General features: G+C 41.2%; 15 protein-coding genes. 3 read left to right on the top strand and 12 right to left on the bottom strand.

Going from position 1 to position 20,035, the window contains the following annotated elements; genetic code table 11:
• Positions 1–117 precede the first annotated feature (117 nt).
• Genes CXF88_RS12525 through CXF88_RS12515 form a run of 3 tightly spaced genes read left to right on the top strand, consistent with a single transcriptional unit; the run spans position 118 to position 5,360 of the window.
• Complete coding sequence (locus CXF88_RS12525; protein WP_101087135.1) at positions 118–1,074, top strand: DUF4007 family protein; 957 nt, start codon at positions 118–120, stop codon at positions 1,072–1,074.
• Entirely contained in the window at positions 1,067–4,471 is a 3,405-nt protein-coding gene (locus tag CXF88_RS12520) for a hypothetical protein (RefSeq protein WP_101087134.1), read from the top strand. Before CXF88_RS12525 ends, CXF88_RS12520 begins: the two co-directional genes overlap by 8 nt.
• Positions 4,464–5,360, top strand: coding sequence for a phosphoadenosine phosphosulfate reductase family protein (locus tag CXF88_RS12515; protein WP_101087133.1), 897 nt, complete (start codon positions 4,464–4,466; stop codon positions 5,358–5,360). The genes CXF88_RS12520 and CXF88_RS12515 overlap by 8 nt, the downstream gene beginning before the upstream one ends.
• A gap of 30 nt (positions 5,361–5,390) precedes the next feature.
• Here the strand turns inward: CXF88_RS12515 and CXF88_RS12510 are convergent, their stop codons facing one another.
• The 12 genes from CXF88_RS12510 to CXF88_RS12455 form a co-directional block, all read right to left on the bottom strand.
• Positions 5,391–6,716 carry an IS4 family transposase gene (locus CXF88_RS12510; protein WP_101087132.1) on the bottom strand — a complete coding sequence of 442 codons (1,326 nt, stop codon included), beginning with the start codon at positions 6,714–6,716 and terminating at the stop codon, positions 5,391–5,393.
• 103 nt (positions 6,717–6,819) lie between these two features.
• Positions 6,820–7,941, bottom strand: a complete 1,122-nt coding sequence (locus CXF88_RS12505) for a cysteine desulfurase family protein (RefSeq protein WP_101087131.1) — start codon at positions 7,939–7,941, stop codon at positions 6,820–6,822.
• Between the two features lie 326 nt (positions 7,942–8,267).
• Entirely contained in the window at positions 8,268–9,191 is a 924-nt protein-coding gene (locus CXF88_RS12500; protein WP_101087130.1) for a spore coat protein U domain-containing protein, read from the bottom strand.
• Positions 9,188–12,988, bottom strand: a complete 3,801-nt coding sequence (locus tag CXF88_RS12495) for a FimD/PapC C-terminal domain-containing protein (protein WP_101087129.1) — start codon at positions 12,986–12,988, stop codon at positions 9,188–9,190. The genes CXF88_RS12500 and CXF88_RS12495 overlap by 4 nt, the downstream gene beginning before the upstream one ends.
• A 2-nt stretch (positions 12,989–12,990) precedes the next feature.
• Positions 12,991–13,728, bottom strand: coding sequence for a fimbria/pilus periplasmic chaperone (locus CXF88_RS12490; protein WP_101087128.1), 738 nt, complete (start codon positions 13,726–13,728; stop codon positions 12,991–12,993).
• Between the two features lie 12 nt (positions 13,729–13,740).
• Positions 13,741–14,250 carry a spore coat U domain-containing protein gene (locus CXF88_RS12485; RefSeq protein WP_101087127.1) on the bottom strand — a complete coding sequence of 170 codons (510 nt, stop codon included), beginning with the start codon at positions 14,248–14,250 and terminating at the stop codon, positions 13,741–13,743.
• Between the two features lie 67 nt (positions 14,251–14,317).
• Positions 14,318–14,854, bottom strand: coding sequence for a spore coat U domain-containing protein (locus CXF88_RS12480; protein WP_101087126.1), 537 nt, complete (start codon positions 14,852–14,854; stop codon positions 14,318–14,320).
• 575 nt (positions 14,855–15,429) lie between these two features.
• On the bottom strand, positions 15,430–15,768 hold the full coding sequence (locus tag CXF88_RS12475) for a hypothetical protein (RefSeq protein ID WP_101087125.1): 339 nt from the start codon (positions 15,766–15,768) through the stop codon (positions 15,430–15,432).
• 11 nt (positions 15,769–15,779) lie between these two features.
• Positions 15,780–16,988: a hypothetical protein gene (locus CXF88_RS12470; protein WP_101087124.1), complete on the bottom strand. Its 1,209-nt coding sequence runs from the start codon at positions 16,986–16,988 to the stop codon at positions 15,780–15,782.
• Between the two features lie 12 nt (positions 16,989–17,000).
• Entirely contained in the window at positions 17,001–17,825 is an 825-nt protein-coding gene (locus tag CXF88_RS12465) for a type II secretion system F family protein (protein ID WP_101087123.1), read from the bottom strand.
• Positions 17,822–18,688 carry a type II secretion system F family protein gene (locus CXF88_RS12460; RefSeq protein ID WP_101087122.1) on the bottom strand — a complete coding sequence of 289 codons (867 nt, stop codon included), beginning with the start codon at positions 18,686–18,688 and terminating at the stop codon, positions 17,822–17,824. The genes CXF88_RS12465 and CXF88_RS12460 overlap by 4 nt, the downstream gene beginning before the upstream one ends.
• Positions 18,675–20,018 (bottom strand): CpaF family protein, encoded by a 1,344-nt coding sequence (locus CXF88_RS12455; protein ID WP_101087121.1) that lies wholly within the window; start codon positions 20,016–20,018, stop codon positions 18,675–18,677. Before CXF88_RS12455 ends, CXF88_RS12460 begins: the two co-directional genes overlap by 14 nt.
• Positions 20,019–20,035 lie beyond the last annotated feature (17 nt).

The following is a 20,035-nucleotide window of genomic DNA, read 5'->3' as shown; positions in this document are numbered from 1 at the left end:
TATTATCTAACAAAACAACTGTGCAAAAGTACAGTATTTTGAATAAAATGCTTTTTTTCATCTTTAAATAGGTCTAGAATCCCCGCTGGACAATTTCTCCAGAGGCACTAATAAGCGATGAAAGCTAAGTTTACAGGTCATGACACTTTCCCTCTGCGCTATGGATGGCTATTCAAGGCAGTTAATCATTTGAATTCAAATGGTAAATTCTCAAGTTCTGATGAAGACAGCATTCGTCAATCGATAGTTGAACTTGGTGTTGGTAAAAATATGGTTAAAGCTATTCAGTATTGGGCTGAAGCTTCTAACGTGATTCATTCTGAACGATCAAATAATTCATTTACTCATGCTGTGTCACAAAATGGCGAATATCTTTTTGGTGGTGAAAACTTAGAGGATGGAAGAGATCCTTACCTAGAACTACCTGGCTCAGTTTGGTTAGTTCATTTCTGGTTAAATTTTAATGTTGAACATTTGACGGCTTACCGTTACTTTTTTAATTTTGCAAATGTGCAACATTTTGAAAAAACAAAGCTAATCGCTGATTGTTTTGAAGATGCAAAAAAACTGGTTGATAGTGAACTAGGTAATATATCTACTATCAAGAAAGACATTGACTGCTTTTTGAATACCTATAGTAAAAAGCTCAAAGCTACTCCATCGAAAAAAAGTATCAACATAGATGAAGACCATTTTATTTCGCCTTTGTCTGAATTAAATTTGATACAAGATAACGGTGGCGGTTTTTACATTAGCAATCTATCTGAACGTCCTGAACTGCCTATCGAAATATTTACTTATGCCCTGCTTGAGTTTTTTAAAACTGAAACAGTTGATTCTAAAGTTAGCACTGTCGATTTCGACTCATTATTGAGTAAACCCTGTTCACCCGGTCGTATATTCCGGTTATCTGAATCTGGATTAGGGCAAAAACTCGATGAAGTTCAGACTTTTACAGACAAAAATATTTCGTGGGTCGATTCATTAGGATTAAGGCAAGTCAACGTTTCTGATTATGCAAAGACCAACAGCACTCTCTATTTGAATCAATATTATGGCACTAAAAATGACTGAATCACTCATAACTATCAACCAGCGTTATAAAAGCTCAACCCGTATTGATGGTGATAGCGAAGATTTACGGTCCTTTATTGACGATTTTATTCTTCATGGTACTGCCGTTAATGTGCTTGATACTGTCAGTCGCGAATACGACGCTAATGCACAAAGGGTATATACCATTACAGGGCCTTATGGTTCAGGTAAATCTACCGTCGCGTTATTTTTATCATGTTTATTATCTACTGATACTAAGTTACGCGAGTACGCTACGGCAAAGTTACAATCATCGCCTGTCCTTTTGTCTGAATTTCAGAAAAGATTTGCAATCAACATTGGCTGGCAAACTGTTAAACATGTTTGTGGTTTAGAGTCACCTGCAAACAGTATTTTACAAAGTTTGTATATTGCACTTGGTATAACGCACGATGTGAATATAATTGCAGACTTAACTGACGATGAATGTCTTTCTGAAATTAAACTGGTTCTGTCTTCAACGCAAAGTAATGATGATGGTGTATTAATTTTACTCGATGAAATGGGCAAGGCTTTAGATTATCAATCACGCGCTAATAAGGACTTACATTTATTCCAAGCATTAGCTGACGTAGTTCAACAAGCTAATCGCCCTGTATTGATGATAGGTTTCTTACATCAAGCTTTTTCTGATTACGCTAAAAATAAAGATGCTAAAACTCAGCAAGAATGGAGTAAAGTTCAGGGGCGCTATCGAGATCTTAGTTTTAATCCATCAATTGACGAATCATTAATCCTCGTTGGTGACTCGATAACACGATCAGCTGAAATTTCCGTAAAAATAGAAAGCAAGTATGCAAAGTTAGTCAATGTCGTCAGCAGTACTTTCGCTAATCAAAATCGGAATGTTGGTGCGTTAACCGATACTCTGCCACTTGACCCTATTGTCAGTTTACTTTTAGGCCCTGTTTCAAGACGCCGCTTCTCACAAAATGAGCGTAGCTTATTCGGTTTTCTTGCATCACATGAAAAGTATGGTTTTCGTGAGTTTCTAGAAGATAACTATACACAACCTCAAGATGACCTGGTTTTATACAGGCCAGAAATGTATTGGGATTACCTTCACCATAATTTGCATCACTTAATTGTTACATCGCATGATAGTAAGGCTTGGTTGGAAGGTTGTGATGCTATATATCGCGCAGAACAAAAAGCAGAAGGTAGTGAGCTACATGTTTCTATAACTAAGGTTATTTCATTACTGACGATATTTGGTTTTCATCATCAATTACATGCTAAAAAAGATTTTTTAAAAAAATACTTTGTAAATCGTGGTTATAAAAATACTGAAATAGCTAAAGCGTTAGATGATTTACAAACATGGACTGTCATTATTTACCGACAGAAACATGATGCTTTGTTTGTGTTCCAAGGTAGTGATATCGATATCAACACATTGATAAGTGAGCGTGTTGAAGCTGTTAGTCAAGGTGTTGATTGGACTAGCGTTTGTGACTTGCCGCAAAATATATTAGCGACGGCACACTATCACAAAACAGGAACAATGCGATGGGCAACAACTAAGCTCATCAATAAAGTCGAAAAATCGTTACTTGAACAACTCTGTACTGAGCCGAAAACAGGCGAAGCTTTCCTTACTTTTGTTTTATCGGTATCACCCGATGTGACAGAAAAGTTTAAAGAAATTGCATCAAACTTAAGCCATTGCGTTATCGGTGAGTATGGCGATTTTAGCATTTTACAAACAGCTGCAATTGAGCTGATAGCACTTAAACAAATCCTTAAAGATGAGCAGAAAATCACACATGACTTGATCGCCAAGAACGAGTTAGAAAACCGCATCATCTTTGCTCAACAAAATGTAGAAAAAGAACTGCAACACATCTACAAAAATGCACAGTGGACGCATTGGAATAACCCATTACCGCCCTCATCTCCTCTTACTTCATTGGCATCTGTGATAGCAGAAGAAATCTATCACAAAGCACCAATTGTAATTAATGAATTAGTTAACCGCTCTAAACCTTCTGGTAGTGCAAACAGTGCAATTCGTAAATTGATGAATGCAATGTTTGTAAATGGAGACCAAAAAGATTTAGGCTTCGATGAAAATAGCTTCCCTCCAGAGAAAGGCTTATATCTATCGTGCTTAAAGAGCAAAGGTTGGCATAATTATACTCCTGAGGGTTATTTATTCCCCAAAACATGGAGTAAAGAAACCAAAGATGCCAATCCAAAGATGCATGCACTTTGGCAAGATGGTTTTACTTTTATTAAAGAGAACTCAACCACAGCACATGTTTCCATCGCACAGTTATATGAACGTTGGATGTTGCCACCTTTTGGCTTAACAACCGGACTTTGTCGCATATATGGATTAGCGCTGTTAAAGTCACTGGAAGGCCAAATTGCTTTTTATGATTGGGATTCTACAAATCAGTTTATTTTTATTCCTGAATTAGATGAGGAACTGGTTAATAAAATCTATAAGCATCCACATGAAGCTGCGGTACGATACTTTGAAATATCAGATATTCAGAGTCATTTGTTAGAAAATTTAGCTCAAGCTACAATCGGAAATGCTAAGACTGACAGTGCTATTTTAAATATAGCAAAACACATTGTTGGAATAGTTCATAAGCTACCATCTTGGGTTAAAAAAACCAGCGGCGAGAGCTTTAGCGGCAGCCAACAAAATGGCTTAACTAAAGAAGCAAGAGACTTTAGAAACAAAGTTATTGGCGCTAGCGATCCCTTTAAGCTTATCTTAGAAGATTTACCTGCTGTATTTGGTTTTGATAAAAATGACCCCGTTTTAGAAGATCAATTGGGTTATAAGCTGAGAACGGCAATTGAAGATTTAAGTGCTCAAAATGATATTTTATATAATGGATTCAAACAAATAATCATTGATACGTTAGGTGAAGAATTTAATAACAATCTCAAAACACGTTGCGAATTTGTTGAGAGCATAGCTAAGCGACCTAATGTCAAAGAGCTTGCTAAACGAATAGGCCAATGCATTAATAACCCGAGTAAATTTGAATTTGTTATTAATCTTGCAACGGGTGCACCTGAGCGTAATTGGACCGATAAACATCTTCGTAACGGCTTAGATGAATTGCAAAACTTATGTGTTCAATTTAGACGTATTGAATCATTTGGTAATTTACAAACTAAAGGTAGTTCAAAACCTTTGGCATTCATCACTACGAATAGTGAAGGTAAGCATCAAGAATTTGGTGGTTTTATACAGTACGATTTAGAAATGGATAGCGACGTTTTGCAAGTTGTAGAAAAAATAAAGTCGTCTTTCTCTGATTTATCTAAAGAGAAACAATTGGCCGCTTTAACTAACTTGCTAACAAATTTGATGGAACAAAGTGAAAGCGGAACAGAGGTTGTTAATGACTGAAAAAGTTAAACATGTTCTAGGGTTGTCTGGCGGCAAAGACAGTAGCGCCTTAGCATTATTTGTCAAAGAAACGTATCCCGAATTAGAGGTTGAATACTTCTTTACCGATACCGGCTACGAGCTGCCAGAAACCAACGATTTTATTGATCAGCTTGAAGAAAAGCTGGGTTATATTCACCGTTTAAATGCACGATCATTGAACAATATTGAAGGTCGTGGCGAAAAAGACTTTGCTCACTTGTTAAAAGAGCATGGTAACTACCTGCCCTCACAGCGTGATCGCTGGTGTACTGTGCAAATGAAACTAAAACCATTTGAACAATGGTTAGATAGTTTTATTCGTGATGGTTATAAGATTAAAAACTACGTTGGAATTCGAGCTGACGAACCTGAAAGAACGGGATACATGACCATAGAGAAACCTATTGAGTCTGTATTTCCTTTTAGAGAGCATGGCATTGTTAGAAGTGATATTGAAAATATCCTTCAACGTAATGGGTTAGAGCTTCCTGAATATTACAAGTGGCGTTCACGTTCGGGTTGTACTTTTTGCTTCTATCAGCGAAAAATTGAATGGGTAAAGCTGATGGAAAAGCACCCTACATTATTTGAAGAAGCTAAAGCTTTTGAGAAAGGTGATGACAACAATAGCACTACTGGTGAGCGCTTTTATTGGATGGGCCAAGGTCAACCTCTTGAAACTTTAGAAGATCCAGAAGTGCAAAAACGTATCATCGAAAACCATGAGAAAAAAGTCGCTCGTTTTAATAAAAAGAAACGTAGTAACGCTTTATTAGGTGATTTTGGTGGTGTTTGTAACTTTGGTGAACTAGACGACATATACGATGAAGCCGAAGGTGGCGGAGCTTGTGTCACCTGTTATAAATAAATAAAAAAGCGACTATCTAGTTAATGCCGTTCACTTAAGGTGAGCGGCATTTTTTCTTTTTGCTACAGGATACTTATTTTTACTGACTTTTAAACATCGTGGATAATTTCTTTCTCGCTTACCTTCCAACTTAAATTGCTTCGCATTCCTTTCTATATCCAAAATCAGTTTCGGCACATTTCCTGGTGCGTATAACGGCATATTAGTCAGTTTGTTGATGATATGAGAAGAAGCATCTCTAAAACTGAGTTGATTTGGAAAGACGCTTTTAAGGGATTTTGCCATCAATATCATTTTGTATCGAATTAAATTATAGGCCAATAATAACCCCCATAACTCTTGGTGTATTAACTCAGGTAAGTTGCTTCGTAGCGTAAATCGGCTTTCTAATAAATACTGTTTCATCTCTCGATAGCCCAGTTCAATTTCCCATCGATGGGCATATAAATCCACAATTTCAGCGCTCGGATACGCCATTGGGTCAAGCATTGAACTCAGAATGCTGACTTGTTTTCCTTTCACCTGACGGGTGGTTAATCTGGCTTCTATCGTCAGTGGAAGTTCAGGGCGTTTTTTCCTTGATTGAGGCGTGGTACTCAGCCTCACCAGTTTATCGTGCTTACCTAAGCTGCGAATTTCTTCATATTGAGTGCCTTTTTTTAATGGCAGTAACCAGTGAGTATTTTCTCCTTTTGACTGCCAATCGTGTAATAAACCTAAAGAGTAAAAACCTTTATCAAACAAGGTTAAGCTATTATCAGGCACACGAGCGATAAGCTTAGCGGCTAAGTTCATTTCATTTTCAGCAACACTGTCAAAGGCACTATCTACGAGTAAATGACTGCTGAGCTCCATCATGCAAACCATGCGAACTTGCGGGTAACCCGACTCACACGCTTTGTTTGCTGTACGCGCAAACGCAGCACTGTTTTCTTTGGTTTCAGGTGTGCGCCATACCACGCCATCAACCCCAAAAAGATTCAAGCCACACCAATGTGGATGTTCAGCCCGTTGATGCCATGTGGCTGCTGAACGATGAAATATATCGCGAACCACATCACTACCTAGCTTTTTTCTCGCCTGCGTTACGGCACTTCGAGCGACATAATCAACCTCTTGTGGCAACACAATATCAAGCTTATTAATCAATTGACGGACGGATTCTGAGCGAAATAAAGACATGCCTATAACAGCCCAAACCATCGCGTCCATGGGTAATTTACGTCGCCTTAATGTCGCCACGCCATTTGAATTAAGGCAAGATTGAATAATATCGGGTTCAAGAACATCAGCGAGAGATGAAAACTCAGTTAGACGATTAATTGAGGTGCGAGCAAGGGCTTCTGAAAGTTCCATAAAAAAATCCGATAATAAAGATTATCGGATTTTCGCAGACTAGAAAGATCGGTCAACCGATCGTTAAATTTTCTCGTTTTACCGCTTAACTGATCGGCATTAACTATCTAGTCGCTTTTTTTACAGCTTTGATAAATGTATCGATTTCTTCAAATGTCACATCAAGTGGAAAACTTAGTCTAATAGTATCTTCAGCTTGTTCACGCGTTAAACCTAGTGATGTTAATACATGCGAAGCTTCGATTTCTTTTGAAGAACAAGCGGAGCCTTGAGCTAAACTAATTGTCTGATCATTTTCTCTGATCATTAACGCTACGTTGGTATTCAATAGTGTTAAGGACAAACAATGAGGTAATGCTTTAGTTCGGCCATTTATGTTAAAGCCAATCCCTTCATTAATGAGCCCTTCAATTAAGTACTCTTTTATGCGCATTTCAGAAAACGATTGGTAATATTTCGGGAATAAATCAATCGCGGTGCCATAACCAATAATCAACGGCGCAGCAATTGTTCCGCCCCTCAAACCTTGCTCTTGGCCAGCGCCATGAATAACTGGCAAAAGTTTTCTGTGGCGTAAATCTCGTATGTAGATCGCGCCAATGCCTTTAGGTCCACCGACTTTGTGTGCGGAAAATGACATGACATCTATATTAAAATCATCGACATCGATCTCTGTTTTCCCATAACTCTGGGCTGCATCTGAATGGAATATAACATTGTTTTCAGAGCATAATTTACCGATTTCACCAATCGGATTAATTGTGCCTAATTCGTTATTAACGTGCATGATTGACACTAATGCCGTTTTTTCGTTAATGGCAGCCTTAACATCATTCGGGCAAATAATGCCATCTACATTAGGTTTAATGTAAGTCACTTCAAAACCAATCGATTTAAAATAATCACATATCGCTAATACGCATTTGTGCTCAATTGTGGAGGTGATTATATGGTTTTTTCCTGCAGGGATATCACCACTTAACAGCAAGCTTTTAAAAGCGATGTTATTTGATTCCGTTGCGCCACTAGTAAACACAATTTCACTTGGATAAGCACCGATTGAATCCGCTAGTTTTTCTCTTACTTGATCAATTTCTTTTTGAACAATTGAACCCATTAAATGACTCGATGCTGAATTTGCATAAAATGTCTCAAACGCATTCATCAAAGAAATTTTAACTTCAGGCAATAGAGGATATGAGGCTGCGGTATCAAAGTAGATCATGCTAGTAATTATCGATAAAATATTTGTACAAAGATTACCACATGTTGAACTCTACGATTATGATAAATTCAATAAAATACAACAATCCATAACATAATCTTGGTGTTTTTTATTTTGAAGAACCATCACTTTCTTTGCTTAGCAAACACTTGCCCTAAAGGTTCAAAATACTCCATCATAGCTTGATTTATTCACACCCATGCCCGCAAATGACTCAATGCAGACCTTTGCCAGATTAAAGCAAGTCTTGGACAAGGCTGACTTTGTATAAACAATAAAAAAATAAGCAGCTCTGGCTGCTTATTTTAATAACGTTAGCTCTCAGATTAAAACTCTACTATTACCCTGACTTGATCACGATATAAGCCAGGGGCGGGAAATCGGTCTTCTACTAGAGTTTCAACCAAAAACTGGAAGGCTTGGTTGTTACCAATACCAACACCGGCAACGCTTGCTGCTAAGTCTGGGCCGATGAGTGTATTGCCATCGGTAGTAGTGATTTTATAACCGATATTATCGCTGTTAAATACCATGTTACGTGTACCGGTACTGAAGTTGTCTCCACCGTCGACAAAGTATTGATAGCTCAGCTGTTTGGTACAGTTAATGTCTAGCGGCAATATGGCACTGTGGGCTGCGCCTAGGTACGTCACAGCGCCTAACGACACGTCTGATGTTTGCACGCTGCAACTTGCGGTTACGGTAAGTTGTACGTTAATCACCACGGTGGCTGAGCCATTGTCACGTCCTAAGCAGATCCCCAATAAGCCAATTCCTGAGCAATAATCCCATTGCCATAGCACTGAGATGGTGTCGTTATAGGTACCCACACCTACATTCGCAGTTCCCGTAGACAGGTAAATAGGAATGGTACCATCGTCGCCAAATAGGCCCAGTAAATCCAATAGATTGAAAGAGCCAAAGCTGACTGTTTCGTTAAGGGTAAACGGGTCGGTACGTTCTGGTGCGGTATAAAGTGTATATGGTATTGCATCTCCATTAACAGTGCTCAATTGAAAATCAGCTCCCACTAACGTGGCATCAATTTCACTAAAATCCAATAAGTTAACAAAACCTGAACAGCCAAAGTCTGAGCTAAACGATGTTTCTACAATACCGGTGGAAATTGACGCTGAACTAAACGTGCCTAGGTTTTGATTACTGTTACCGCCCACAACACAGTCTGCGTAAACATGTTGGCATGTGAACACCATAACGGCTGTACAACACAGTTTGCTTATTATGTTCATACTGTTTCCCCTTTACTTTGCTGTGTAATGAAACTTGTGCGTGGTTGGTACATTAAATATCGTTGTGGTGGTGCTTGTTGTAGCTTCGAGTCATGGTGTTTTAAATGATGGATACTGGCGTAATACCGTCGCCGTTGCTTGTACCGATTCGGCGCATTAGGCATGTATACCATTGAGGCCATGCTTGTTCTCATTTTTTTAACTGCATACCTGTTGCCCTTTGCAAGCAACGCTTCGTTTATCCGATTAAGTTCCATAGCATTAATGGTTGCTTGATTAAGCCTTTTCATGCTTCCGGCCTGTTTAGCGGCTTTCGGGATAGTGGTATGAGTAACGTCGATGCTTTGAGTACCAGCGATGGCGGTATAAACAGCGACTTGTTGTTCTTTAATCCACTTGTTTGCATAAAGTCGCTTGTTTTCATAAAACCACTTGGCTGTATCTGTTACAAATTGTTGTGCTATTACGATTAAGGTATCGCTATGGATTTGGCTCATCTCTGTAATAGCGGGGTAGTCGGTTGACGCTATCGCTGGTGTTTGAGCGGTTAACGTTAACTGTGAGGCAACCTGTTGCACTGTAGCTGATATGTACTCCAGGTTTATACTGTTCTGATGTTGCTCTATAACCAATGCTTGAGTGTTAACATGAGTTCGAACGTTAACGCTAGCTTGAGTGTTAATATCCGCTTGGGTATTCACTATCACCTCATTAGCAGATGCCTCATTACTGACTGATACCTGAGTATTCACTGCATCCTCTGCACTCTGCGCTGCTTGTGTATCCAATACAGCTTGAGTATCTACGGCTACTTGAGTATCAACAGGAGCATAAAAGCTCACAGATGCCTGAGTGTTAACCATGGCTTGCATGCTTTGTGCGTCGACATGAGTTTGCTTTTCTACATGGCTTGGCGTGTTTGTATGACTTGGACGAACATCGATAGCAACCGTGTTGATGGCGTCAAGCGTTTCAGGCTTAGAGTCTGTCTGGGTTTCAGGCGATGCGACATTAGCCATACTGTCTGCATGTTGGCATACCAATGGCCCAATGATGGCTTTTTGATGATTGATTTGGGTATAACTAAACTCAACTGAGCATTGTTTATTATCCCATTGCAATACCATTTGATTTTCCGCTTGTAGTGCTTGCGGATAAACTTCACCGTGATGCGCTACAGTCTGTGGTTGCTCATCACTGTTAATTATGGCGCTGGCACCTGCAGGGATTGGGTTACCTTTGCTGTCGTTAACAATCACAGTCGCAATGAACTGTTTAGGTTCGCAGGTAATTGGGCCGATTACGGGTGTTTGCTCATCCGTTTTACGGTATTCAAACTCTGCAGAACATTGCTGATCAGCCCAGTTAAGGGTGACGATGTTTTGCGCCGTAAGCGATGATAATGACAACTGACCATTTTTACCGACAACTTGTGGTTCAAGTTGATCATTAATAATGGCTAAGGTTCCTGCGGGTACCGGTTGGCCTTGTTGATCGTTTATCATTACCAGTGCATTGGCTACTTCAGGCGCACATACCAATGGGCCAAGAACAGGAATGTCATCTTCTTGCTTGCTGTAGGCAAACTCAAGTACACACTGCTTACCGTCCCATATAAGGGTTAAGGTGTTGTTGTCTAGTAGTTTTTCAAGATATAACTCACCATCCCAGCCAACAAAGCCTCCATTTTGCTCACCATTAAGGGTCGCTAATGCACCAACAGGAATAGGCTGACCTTGCTCGTCGTTCACAATCACAATGGCCGCTTTGGTTTGATACAGTTCAAAATTGACATCTACACCATGGCTTTCTGCTGCCATCACTTGTATTTGATCGTTCACCACATTGGTGTCTAACGGTAATGATTTGGTGTTAATGCTGATATTGACAGGATTATATGATGCAAGGCCAGTAACCAATAACATACCGTCATCGTCTGACTCACCTACTTCCTGGTTTTCAATTAATACCGGCACATCTGCAATACCACCTGTTGATACCACGGCAAAAGTATCTGCTACGCGATTACCTAACAAGAAACGACTTTTAGACCAAATTAATGACCCCGATGCTTGACCCCAATGGCCACTTGAACCACCACGGTTATAGTACCCACCGGTTAATTCAACTTTGTCACCTCTCCAGCTGCCGTTAGCTGAAAAATCACCGGTGCCAACAACATTACTTACGTTACCTCTAAAACCACGGTTGCCATTGCGGGCAAATGAGGCTGAGGCAACGGTCCGGTCTTCACCTTTATTGTCACGCACATGGCTGACGCTAGCACGTGAACGAGTACCAAATGGGATCGATAAATTTAACCCAACACTAACATCGTCGCGGTCTGGATCCCAGTTAACACTCGCTGAAATAGAGGCTGTGTCGATTGATTGATTATAAAAAGCAGATACCAGGCGACGGTTGTCGTCATCGAACTTAGTGATATCAAAATAACCCACACCAACAGAAACGCCATTATCAAATGAGTATGCGGCATTAGCTTGCACTTCACGTTCGATTTGCGACACAAATTGGGTTGACCCCGTGTCACGATAACCTTGTTGCTGTTGCTTAACTTGGGCAGAAAACCCCCAGTTATTGGCTTGAAAACGATAACCAGCGAGGCCTAACCAACCGCTGTTATTTTTGTCTTGCCCATGGGCTGCCGCAAACGAAAATACCCCCAGATTACCCAGGGTAAAATCGGCACCAACACCTACGTTGTACACATCTTTGCTCAGTTCGGCATGCGAAGACACCGACATGTTGTCGGTTAAGCCGTAACGTACATCGGCAATAGCGGTGAGATCTGAGTCATAGTTAAATGAGTCAAGACCAAAACCTTGTCTTAGTACCCCTAAGTTAAGGTCGTAGTCGTACACGCCTTGCTTAAGCAGCTCTGGCGCAACATAAAATTGTAAATCTCGGCTAACCGCCTGGCCATTAATGTCAGTGGTGACAATGCTAGCACTGGCGAAACCATTCACCGTGGGTTCGCTGTCTAAAATAAAATTTCCGGGTTCTACATTGCCAGAATACATTTTGTAATTATTAACAAACACTTCAACATCTGACGGCAACACAGCACTCCCGATAAATTCAGGATATGGGTAACTTACATATTGTGGATCTAGCTCAAAACGACGCGACAGTTTAATCCCGCCCATTCTGACTTGACGAGCCCAAGGATTACCGCCACTGATCATGTCACCGACACGCCAGTAACGCATATTTTCTTCGTCGTTATATTGCCAAAAACTGTCGTAGCGGATCATCCCTTCATCAACGGTGCTGTTATCACTTCCACCGAGCTCTTTACGGTAATTTGCCGTGGTTTCGAATACGCCCAAATCGCCAAACGCACGCCATTGTTGCAGTAAATCAACGGTGGTTGTGCCAGATTGGTAATCGCGATAATACATATCGTAATTCACCAGGGCACCGCTTGAGCGCGTAATAGGAATAGAGGTTCTTTTTTTACTGTTAATCACCTGGGCAGGAAATAAATCGATGTCAGCGGTAAGATAAAGGCGTTGAGTTTCGTAGCTATAAACACACGATACGGCTTGTAAATTACAGTAGTCTACACGACCACTTAAGCCACTGGCATACTCAGCTAAAGATGAACCGCCTAGAACGTTTTCAGTGCTCCAAAAATGATTTTGGATATGATTAAACTCAATAAGTTGGTTAACCTGGACGCCATTAAGGTACACGTCTAAATATAAGGTTTCAGCAGAAACAGCGCTGGTGTAGGTGCTTGCAGCGACTAAGATAACTTTGGTTAGTTTTTTCATTGTTACCTCCCATCGTGGTTAATCTCCACATCGACACCATTGATTTCTGCGAATAGTTTCGACGAAGAGGTAAGCGCAACGGGCGACACATTAAACGCTGCCTGACTGTTGGCTTGGACATAGCCAAGTAAGCCACCGAATACAACGCTCTCTTTGTCGCTGCCGTTGGTGTAACGAACTTTAGATATTCTGGCGTGGCCGTTTGCCTGGTTCTTAAAAGCCAACTGATTGGATTGCTTGTTGTACGAATAGGTTAACGCGCGGTTCCAGATACTGGTTAATTGGTCAAAATTTTCAGTGCGCGCGACCGATAAGTCTGGGCCACCAATAAACAACGGTAAAGCATAACGAACTTGCAGTAATAACCCTTGATCAGAAGTGTTTTGCATATCTGGAATTTCATCTAAAAACACCCGATACAAACGTTCGTTGTTAATATCACTTGCGGGGCCGGTGTTAACAATTCTCACCACTTGCTGTTTGCCCGGTAAAATATTGAGTGATGACGGACTCACCACCACTTTGGGTTTATCTTGTTTACTGTTGTGTGCGTCCCACTGACGCACACGCACTTGAATTTTCATTGCGGTATTGCTGTTGTTTTGCAATTTGAGTAGTGCTGCCTTTTCACCTGGGGCAATATCAATATTCACGGGTGAAATCAATAACTCAGCGGCAGTAAGGTTGAGAGGATTCATGACTAATGCGCCGGCGAATATCATCGATGCTAAATGCTTCATTTTTGTTTCTCCTTAAAAAATAAGTACAACCTCTACGCTGTCTTGGTAGTTCCCGGTTGAGGGAGTCACTGCTTGAGGCGAAATAGCGGCGTATATCGGCAGCCATTCAAATAATCCACTGGCGTTACCGCTGACGGCATTAGTGCTGTCCCATATTTGCGCACGTCCAGGGTCTTGAAATAATTGATATGGCACGGTTTCTCCGGTCACGTTATTGAGTAGCAGGCGGTTGCTACTGTCGGTGCCGTTTAACCCGTTGCCTAGTTCAATTCTGTAACTTAAATTAGGGGAGCATCTAAAGCCGATAGAACCACTTCCGGGTGTCGATGTGGCTTGTGCTCCATATGATAAACTGCTCAGTTCACCAAAATTAATCGCACCAAACGCCGTTGCACCGCTGCCGTTGTCTAACACACAGCCTTGTTCAATCTGTATGCTAATTTCGCTAATATCTTGAGCTTGTTCAGCGATGACAATCAGCGGGGTCATACTGAGTAGTGCGATTAATGTCTTGGTCATCATTGTTCATCCTCGTTTGATGAAGAATGCGGCGTCATTTACTGAGTTAAAATGACGCCCTGCAGGTTGCTTACCACGAGATAGTCATGCGCACTGTATCTAAATAGTTACCTGCCGCCGGTGTGGTTTGTCCTGCTAATACACGACCATAAATAGTTAATGGTTGTATTGCGCCTGTTCCGGTTAAGGCTTGTGACTGTGGACCTTCACCCCAACGAACCGAACGGGCTGCATCTTGATAAAGTTCATAGTTCACAAAATCTAAACCACCGCGAGATACACGACGTTGACCGGCCTGCGGGTTTGAACCATCATCAAGCGCGACGCTGTACGCTAAGCTGGTGTTACACGTCAGCTCAATACTGCCTGCACCTGCTGCACCTGCCGATTCAGCATCAATAAACAGCTCTAAGTTGCTTTGCTCGCCAAAATCGACTGACCCAAATTTATTAATACCAGCACCGGCATCTGTAGTACCGTTTACGGCACAGCCTTCACCAATAACGAGTGATACATCAACATCACCACGTATTTCACTTGCAAATGATGGGCTCATAGCTACAGAAGAAGATAATAATGCTGCGATTGCGATATGTAGTTTTTTCATATGTCACCTCGGTGTTGTTTTAAATTAAGAGTTATTTGGAACTCGATTAAGATATTGCAGGTAGGATGCCAACTATCAACAAAAAATTAAGACATTGTTTTATAAGGCTTTAAATTGATTAATGGTTTTTGGCTGTGCTTTACTACTCTGATAGGTTTGCAAAATGCAACGCTGTATTCGCAATTTGCAAATGATGAGCAATTTGCGATGGGTTGATTGTTAAACCGCGACGAATTCATCACAGCTCTCGTCACTGCACTCATCACTGCAATATGATCAGAGGTGAGAGTTCAGATATTTGGGATGAACTAGGGTTAAGCCCATATGAAAATGGACGTTCTTTTAGATAGCATTTGCGTAATGATGTATAGAATTGTTGAGTGGTTAGGTTGATATAAGTAAAACTTAAAGGAAGGCTTAAGGGGAACTTGATGAACAATAAGTGTGGCTAACATGAAGTCATGCAATACTCATTTTAATCTGTTGCTGGCATGGAATGATTCCACAGATGACCATTATGTTAGGTTTTGTCGGATACCATTGACTGGCTTTGTCAATATGTGATCATGACTCATCTACTCATTAAATTGCTGCTGAATAAACGCAAGTTCTTCGTCAGCCAGTGGCGCGGCATTATCATCGTTAGAACAGCCTACAATATCCAAATGATCAATTTTATGTTGCACATGGCTCGGTGTTGATTCTTTAGACAAACAGGTTAATACATCGCGGCAAAACTCAAGCATATGCAGCTCCGACACCTGTAATGGCCGACATGTACAAGCTAATAATGATTGGGTATCCCCCTTTAATTGGGTGAGTAATTGATTTGATTTATCTTCATTATGCGCCGCTATAACAGTTAACGACGCTAAGTACATTTGTTGCAACGTTTGCTCATGTAATTGCGGCATAACCTATTCCCCTATAATCTGCTGTTATCGCCTTCGCCATCTGGCGCGACATAAATCCAGCTATCTTCGTTATTGATACTCGGTAAATTAACCTTAAATGGCGCGGTAAAACGCTGTAATACGTTTTGATTATCGTTAAATGGATCAACCACTTGCTCAGCACTGAGCAAATTAATATCGGCGACACAATTGAGTGTCCCTTGTTGTATGCCCAAACTTGCAAGTAAGTTTGAGACCAATGGGTTATCGATTAAATTAACGTTTAGCAGATCAAAGGCGTTGGCTAATGCAATATAGGTGACAGAGCTAATGAGATCGTTGTTTTCGTCCAATCGAGTGCCAATAGGACAACATACCTCGCCTAACGTGACATCGACATTGGGGACTAAACCGGTTAACGATAACGTACTAAAAACAGTATTGATGAGTGGTTCTATCGTTGAGCGATTTCTGTCTAACGTGTCCCCTTGCGCCTCGGTACCTGCAGGGCATTGATCGCACACTGGGTTATCAATTGTAGAACCGATATTAATGATCGATGACCCCGACTCTACCCCCACCAGGCAACTCACATCGGCTTCGGCTTGCTCTACACTAAATGACTCGCATGGCATACCTGAGACCACTTTTTGCGATAAATAGCGTGACTCAATTTGGCTTATATTCACCGGACATTGCTGCGGTGTTGAACGAAATAAATACCCAGTCACAGCATTGTTTGATCGGCCAATGGCATAATTAGGCCCGCCTTGAAGCGCATGCAAATAACTCACGGCACCGGAAGCATCAATGTTATCAACGCCTCGATTGTCTGAGGTTTCATCGCTAATTCCTTTAATACAAGGGTTACCAGTACAGTTAGGTGAATCGTAATAAACTGGTTCACGTGAGGTAAAACGGTCATCCCTTACCCCTAAAATTGCCCGGTAGTTTTTGTGTGCAGGATCGGGCGCTAATGGTGCAACGCCGCCATCAATAAACGGTACAATTGGGGTTTCGTGCTCATTTAAACTGAGCATTTTACCTAACTTAACCCCATTACTGTCAGCAACGGTGATGTCTCTGTTTTGCTGTGCCACTTGAGATTTAACCAGCGCGTTTCTTACCGCCGATATACCCACAAAACTGCCAATAATTAAAATGGTTGTGATTAATATAAGTTCAATGGTCAGTACAAAACCAGCCTGCTTCCTTAACCTGGTTGATATGTTATTTATCATGGTGGCGGCCTCTTATAATGAATCGGCTAAAACGCTCAGCAAATCCATAAACTGAATTGCGGCGGGGAAAAAAACCAACACCAGAAACATCGGAAAACACACCAATAACATCGGCAATAATACTTCTAGCGACTTTCGATTAATTTTACTGTTTACCAATTGCTGGCGTTGCTGTTGTATTGCACTGAGTTGTGATTGCAGACAATTGATTAATGGTGAGCCAATTTGCAAACCAATGTTAATAATAGCCGCCAATTTATTCAGATTTTGCACCCCGGTTCGTTTGGCTAAATCCGCAAAAGCGCGTTGTCTATCACGACCAGACTCTAATTCTAAAGACAGCAGTAATAACTCATCTGCTAATGGGTGTTCTTTGGTTAAGCCATATTTTGCCGACAGTCTAAATGCCTGGCTTAGAGGTGTTCCGGATTGTAAATAGACCACTAATAAACTGATAAAAAATTCTAATGATGCATCGATGCGCTGTTTTCTCATTTGGCGTTTTAACAGTAACCAGCCATCTAGCATGAAAAAGGCAATAACGCTGACCAGAATGTGAAGCCATACCGGCATTGTCGGCATAAATTCAAGCACCATGATAACGGCTGTAATCGCTAAGCTGATTTTAATAGACCAATACAGCAACCGGTTACGAAATACCGATAAACCTGCTTGTCTAATCAGGTTTGCTGGATAAATGTTGTCTAAAGGTAGTAAGTCACCAAAAGAAGTAATGTCTTTATCGTCGACACGAGTATTGTGGAATAAGTAAAATAACCAACAAGTTAGAACCAATAACACGCCTAAAATAAGATCGGTAAAAAGTGATGTATTCATAAGTTGGCCTTTAATACTTTACGTAACCAAAAGAAGCCAATAATTTGTAATAACAACGCAGTGCTTAAGAAGTTAGCGCCATTAGGGTGATCTAGTAATGGTGCAAACCAATGCTGCTCCTGCGACACAAACAATGGAATAAGTGCATAAGGCATAAGCCCACAAAAGAACGCCGCATAACGTGTGCCCGACATTTGGCTATTAATAAAGTGATACTGCTGAATACGTTGACGCATAAGCTTCGTTACTGCTTGTAACATGGCATTAAAGTCGCTGCCGGTTTGATGCCTTGCTACCAATGCTTGAGCAAATAATCGGGTGCCTTCGGTGTTGTAGCGATTGACTAATCGATTAACCGATTGGCTGGCGTCATAACCCGATGACAACCGCGTGACAATTTCTGTCAGCTCTGCTTTTAATGGCCCTTTGGCTAAACTGGCTGCGGTTGAAATAGCTTGTAGTGGTGACAACCCCGCTTGTAGTGATGAATGCATGGTATCCATTGCATCTACTAATTCAGTTTCTACCCGTTTTATACGCCATGTGACTAAGTCATCTAATACAAAATAACTACTGACTAATATGGCTAATGCCATGATCACCGCGATGCTTTGATGTTGAGGAAACGCCGTATGAATCGCCATATAGGCACATATTGATAGGGTTAAAATACCAATCAGCACACTAATTGGCGCTAAGTTAATGTCTAATAATCGTAACTTTTGGCGTATTCCGCTAGTTAATTTAGTTTGTGGTTCTAGCTCTTGCTGCTTAGGTTGGACATCGGCAAACCACCAAGCCCTGGCACACACAAGCATCACAGCCAATAACACCACCAATACAATCACTTCATACCAAGGCATAATCTACCTCCGAAAATAGCGAGTTAAGCTCGGTAACATCAAAGCCTTTGGCTGCAATTTGTTCGCTTAACTGGCATTGTGTTGCGCTGCAAACATGTTGGCCTACGATATGGTTATGATCTGTTTGCGGTTGTTGTTGAAACTCAAAAAGTGGTTTTACCTCCGTTATAGCTGCGGTTTGTATCACTTCACATACACTCACTACTCGACGGCTACCGTCTCTAAAACGTCTAACTTGAACAATGACTTGTATTGATGAGCTGATCATATGATCAATGGTGTCACGGCATATTGCCGCTTCTTCCATTTGGGCCAATGAGCGTAGACGGTTGATCACATCTTGTGGGTTATTGGCATGCACAGTCGTTAGGCTTCCATCGTGGCCACAGTTCATGGCTTGGAGCATATCAAATACTTCACCGCCCCTGACTTCGCCAACAATAATGCGGTCAGCGCGCATTCTTAATGCCGTTTTCACTAAGTCTCGTAATGACACTTCGCCATTACCCTCGCCGTTTGTTCCACGACTTTCCAGTGGAATAACATGCGGATGATGTAGTTGCAGCTCGCCCGTTTCTTCAATGGTGATAACGCGTTCGCTGTTAGGGATAAAGCCGGAAATCACATTAAGTAAGCTGGTTTTACCTGAGCCCGCACTACCAGCAATAACGATATTAATGCCTGCAATAACGGCTTTTTCTAGAAAGGTTAGAATGTCTTGGCTGATAAACCCACTAGACACTAATGTCTCTGCGCTAATGGTTTCATGATGAAAACGGCGTATTGATACTACAGCGCCAATAGTACATAACGGTGGTATAACCGCATGTAAACGACTGCCGTCGGCCAATCTTGCATCCACCATAGGATTATTAGCATCTAACTGGCGACCTTGCGCACTCACGATACGCTCTAGAAATCGTCTTAGGTGCGAGTCGTTATCGAACGCTTGAGTTGTTTTGCGTAATGCTCCGTGACGCTCAACCCAAATTGAAAAAGGACCATTAATTAAAATGTCGGTAACGGCTGGGTCTAACATTAATTCAGAAATTGGCCCTAGCCCTTGTAGTTCTTCGATAACTTGCTGGATAAGGAGTGCCTTATCTGAAGTATTTAATGGCTGTTGTTGTTGCCCTGGCAATAAATCGATTAGTTGCTCAAGCTGCTGCTTAAGCTGAGTGGGTTGCTTTAAATGCAATGAGTCGTCGTTGTCCATATCATCAATTAAGCTGTTATGGAGCAGTTGCTTAAGTCGACGCATTTCATCGTTGGGAATTGATGAGACGTTCAATGTTGTCGGGGAAAAAATATTATGTTCGGAATTAAACATATCTCACCTCACTGCAT

Origin of the sequence: Shewanella sp. ALD9 (assembly GCF_002836315.1) — a bacterium.
Classification (GTDB): Bacteria; Pseudomonadota; Gammaproteobacteria; order Enterobacterales; family Shewanellaceae; genus Shewanella.
Note: the sequence above shows the minus strand (reverse complement) of the source record. Positions and strands in the feature narration are given on the sequence as shown.

Bases quoted from the DNA above. Each gene is read 5' to 3' on its own strand.
- CXF88_RS12510 (WP_101087132.1), bottom strand. From the start codon at position 6,716: ATGGAACTTTCAGAAGCCCTTGCTCGCACCTCAATTAATCGTCTAACT.
- CXF88_RS12515 (WP_101087133.1), top strand. From the start codon at position 4,464: ATGACTGAAAAAGTTAAACATGTTCTAGGGTTGTCTGGCGGCAAAGAC.
- CXF88_RS12500 (WP_101087130.1), bottom strand. From the start codon at position 9,191: ATGAACATAATAAGCAAACTGTGTTGTACAGCCGTTATGGTGTTCACA.
- CXF88_RS12480 (WP_101087126.1), bottom strand. From the start codon at position 14,854: ATGAAAAAACTACATATCGCAATCGCAGCATTATTATCTTCTTCTGTA.
- CXF88_RS12465 (WP_101087123.1), bottom strand. From the start codon at position 17,825: ATGAATACATCACTTTTTACCGATCTTATTTTAGGCGTGTTATTGGTT.
- CXF88_RS12470 (WP_101087124.1), bottom strand. From the start codon at position 16,988: ATGATAAATAACATATCAACCAGGTTAAGGAAGCAGGCTGGTTTTGTA.
- CXF88_RS12505 (WP_101087131.1), bottom strand. From the start codon at position 7,941: ATGATCTACTTTGATACCGCAGCCTCATATCCTCTATTGCCTGAAGTT.
- CXF88_RS12495 (WP_101087129.1), bottom strand. From the start codon at position 12,988: ATGAAAAAACTAACCAAAGTTATCTTAGTCGCTGCAAGCACCTACACC.
- CXF88_RS12485 (WP_101087127.1), bottom strand. From the start codon at position 14,250: ATGATGACCAAGACATTAATCGCACTACTCAGTATGACCCCGCTGATT.
- CXF88_RS12455 (WP_101087121.1), bottom strand. From the start codon at position 20,018: ATGTTTAATTCCGAACATAATATTTTTTCCCCGACAACATTGAACGTC.
- CXF88_RS12475 (WP_101087125.1), bottom strand. From the start codon at position 15,768: ATGCCGCAATTACATGAGCAAACGTTGCAACAAATGTACTTAGCGTCG.
- CXF88_RS12525 (WP_101087135.1), top strand. From the start codon at position 118: ATGAAAGCTAAGTTTACAGGTCATGACACTTTCCCTCTGCGCTATGGA.
- CXF88_RS12520 (WP_101087134.1), top strand. From the start codon at position 1,067: ATGACTGAATCACTCATAACTATCAACCAGCGTTATAAAAGCTCAACC.
- CXF88_RS12490 (WP_101087128.1), bottom strand. From the start codon at position 13,728: ATGAAGCATTTAGCATCGATGATATTCGCCGGCGCATTAGTCATGAAT.
- CXF88_RS12460 (WP_101087122.1), bottom strand. From the start codon at position 18,688: ATGCCTTGGTATGAAGTGATTGTATTGGTGGTGTTATTGGCTGTGATG.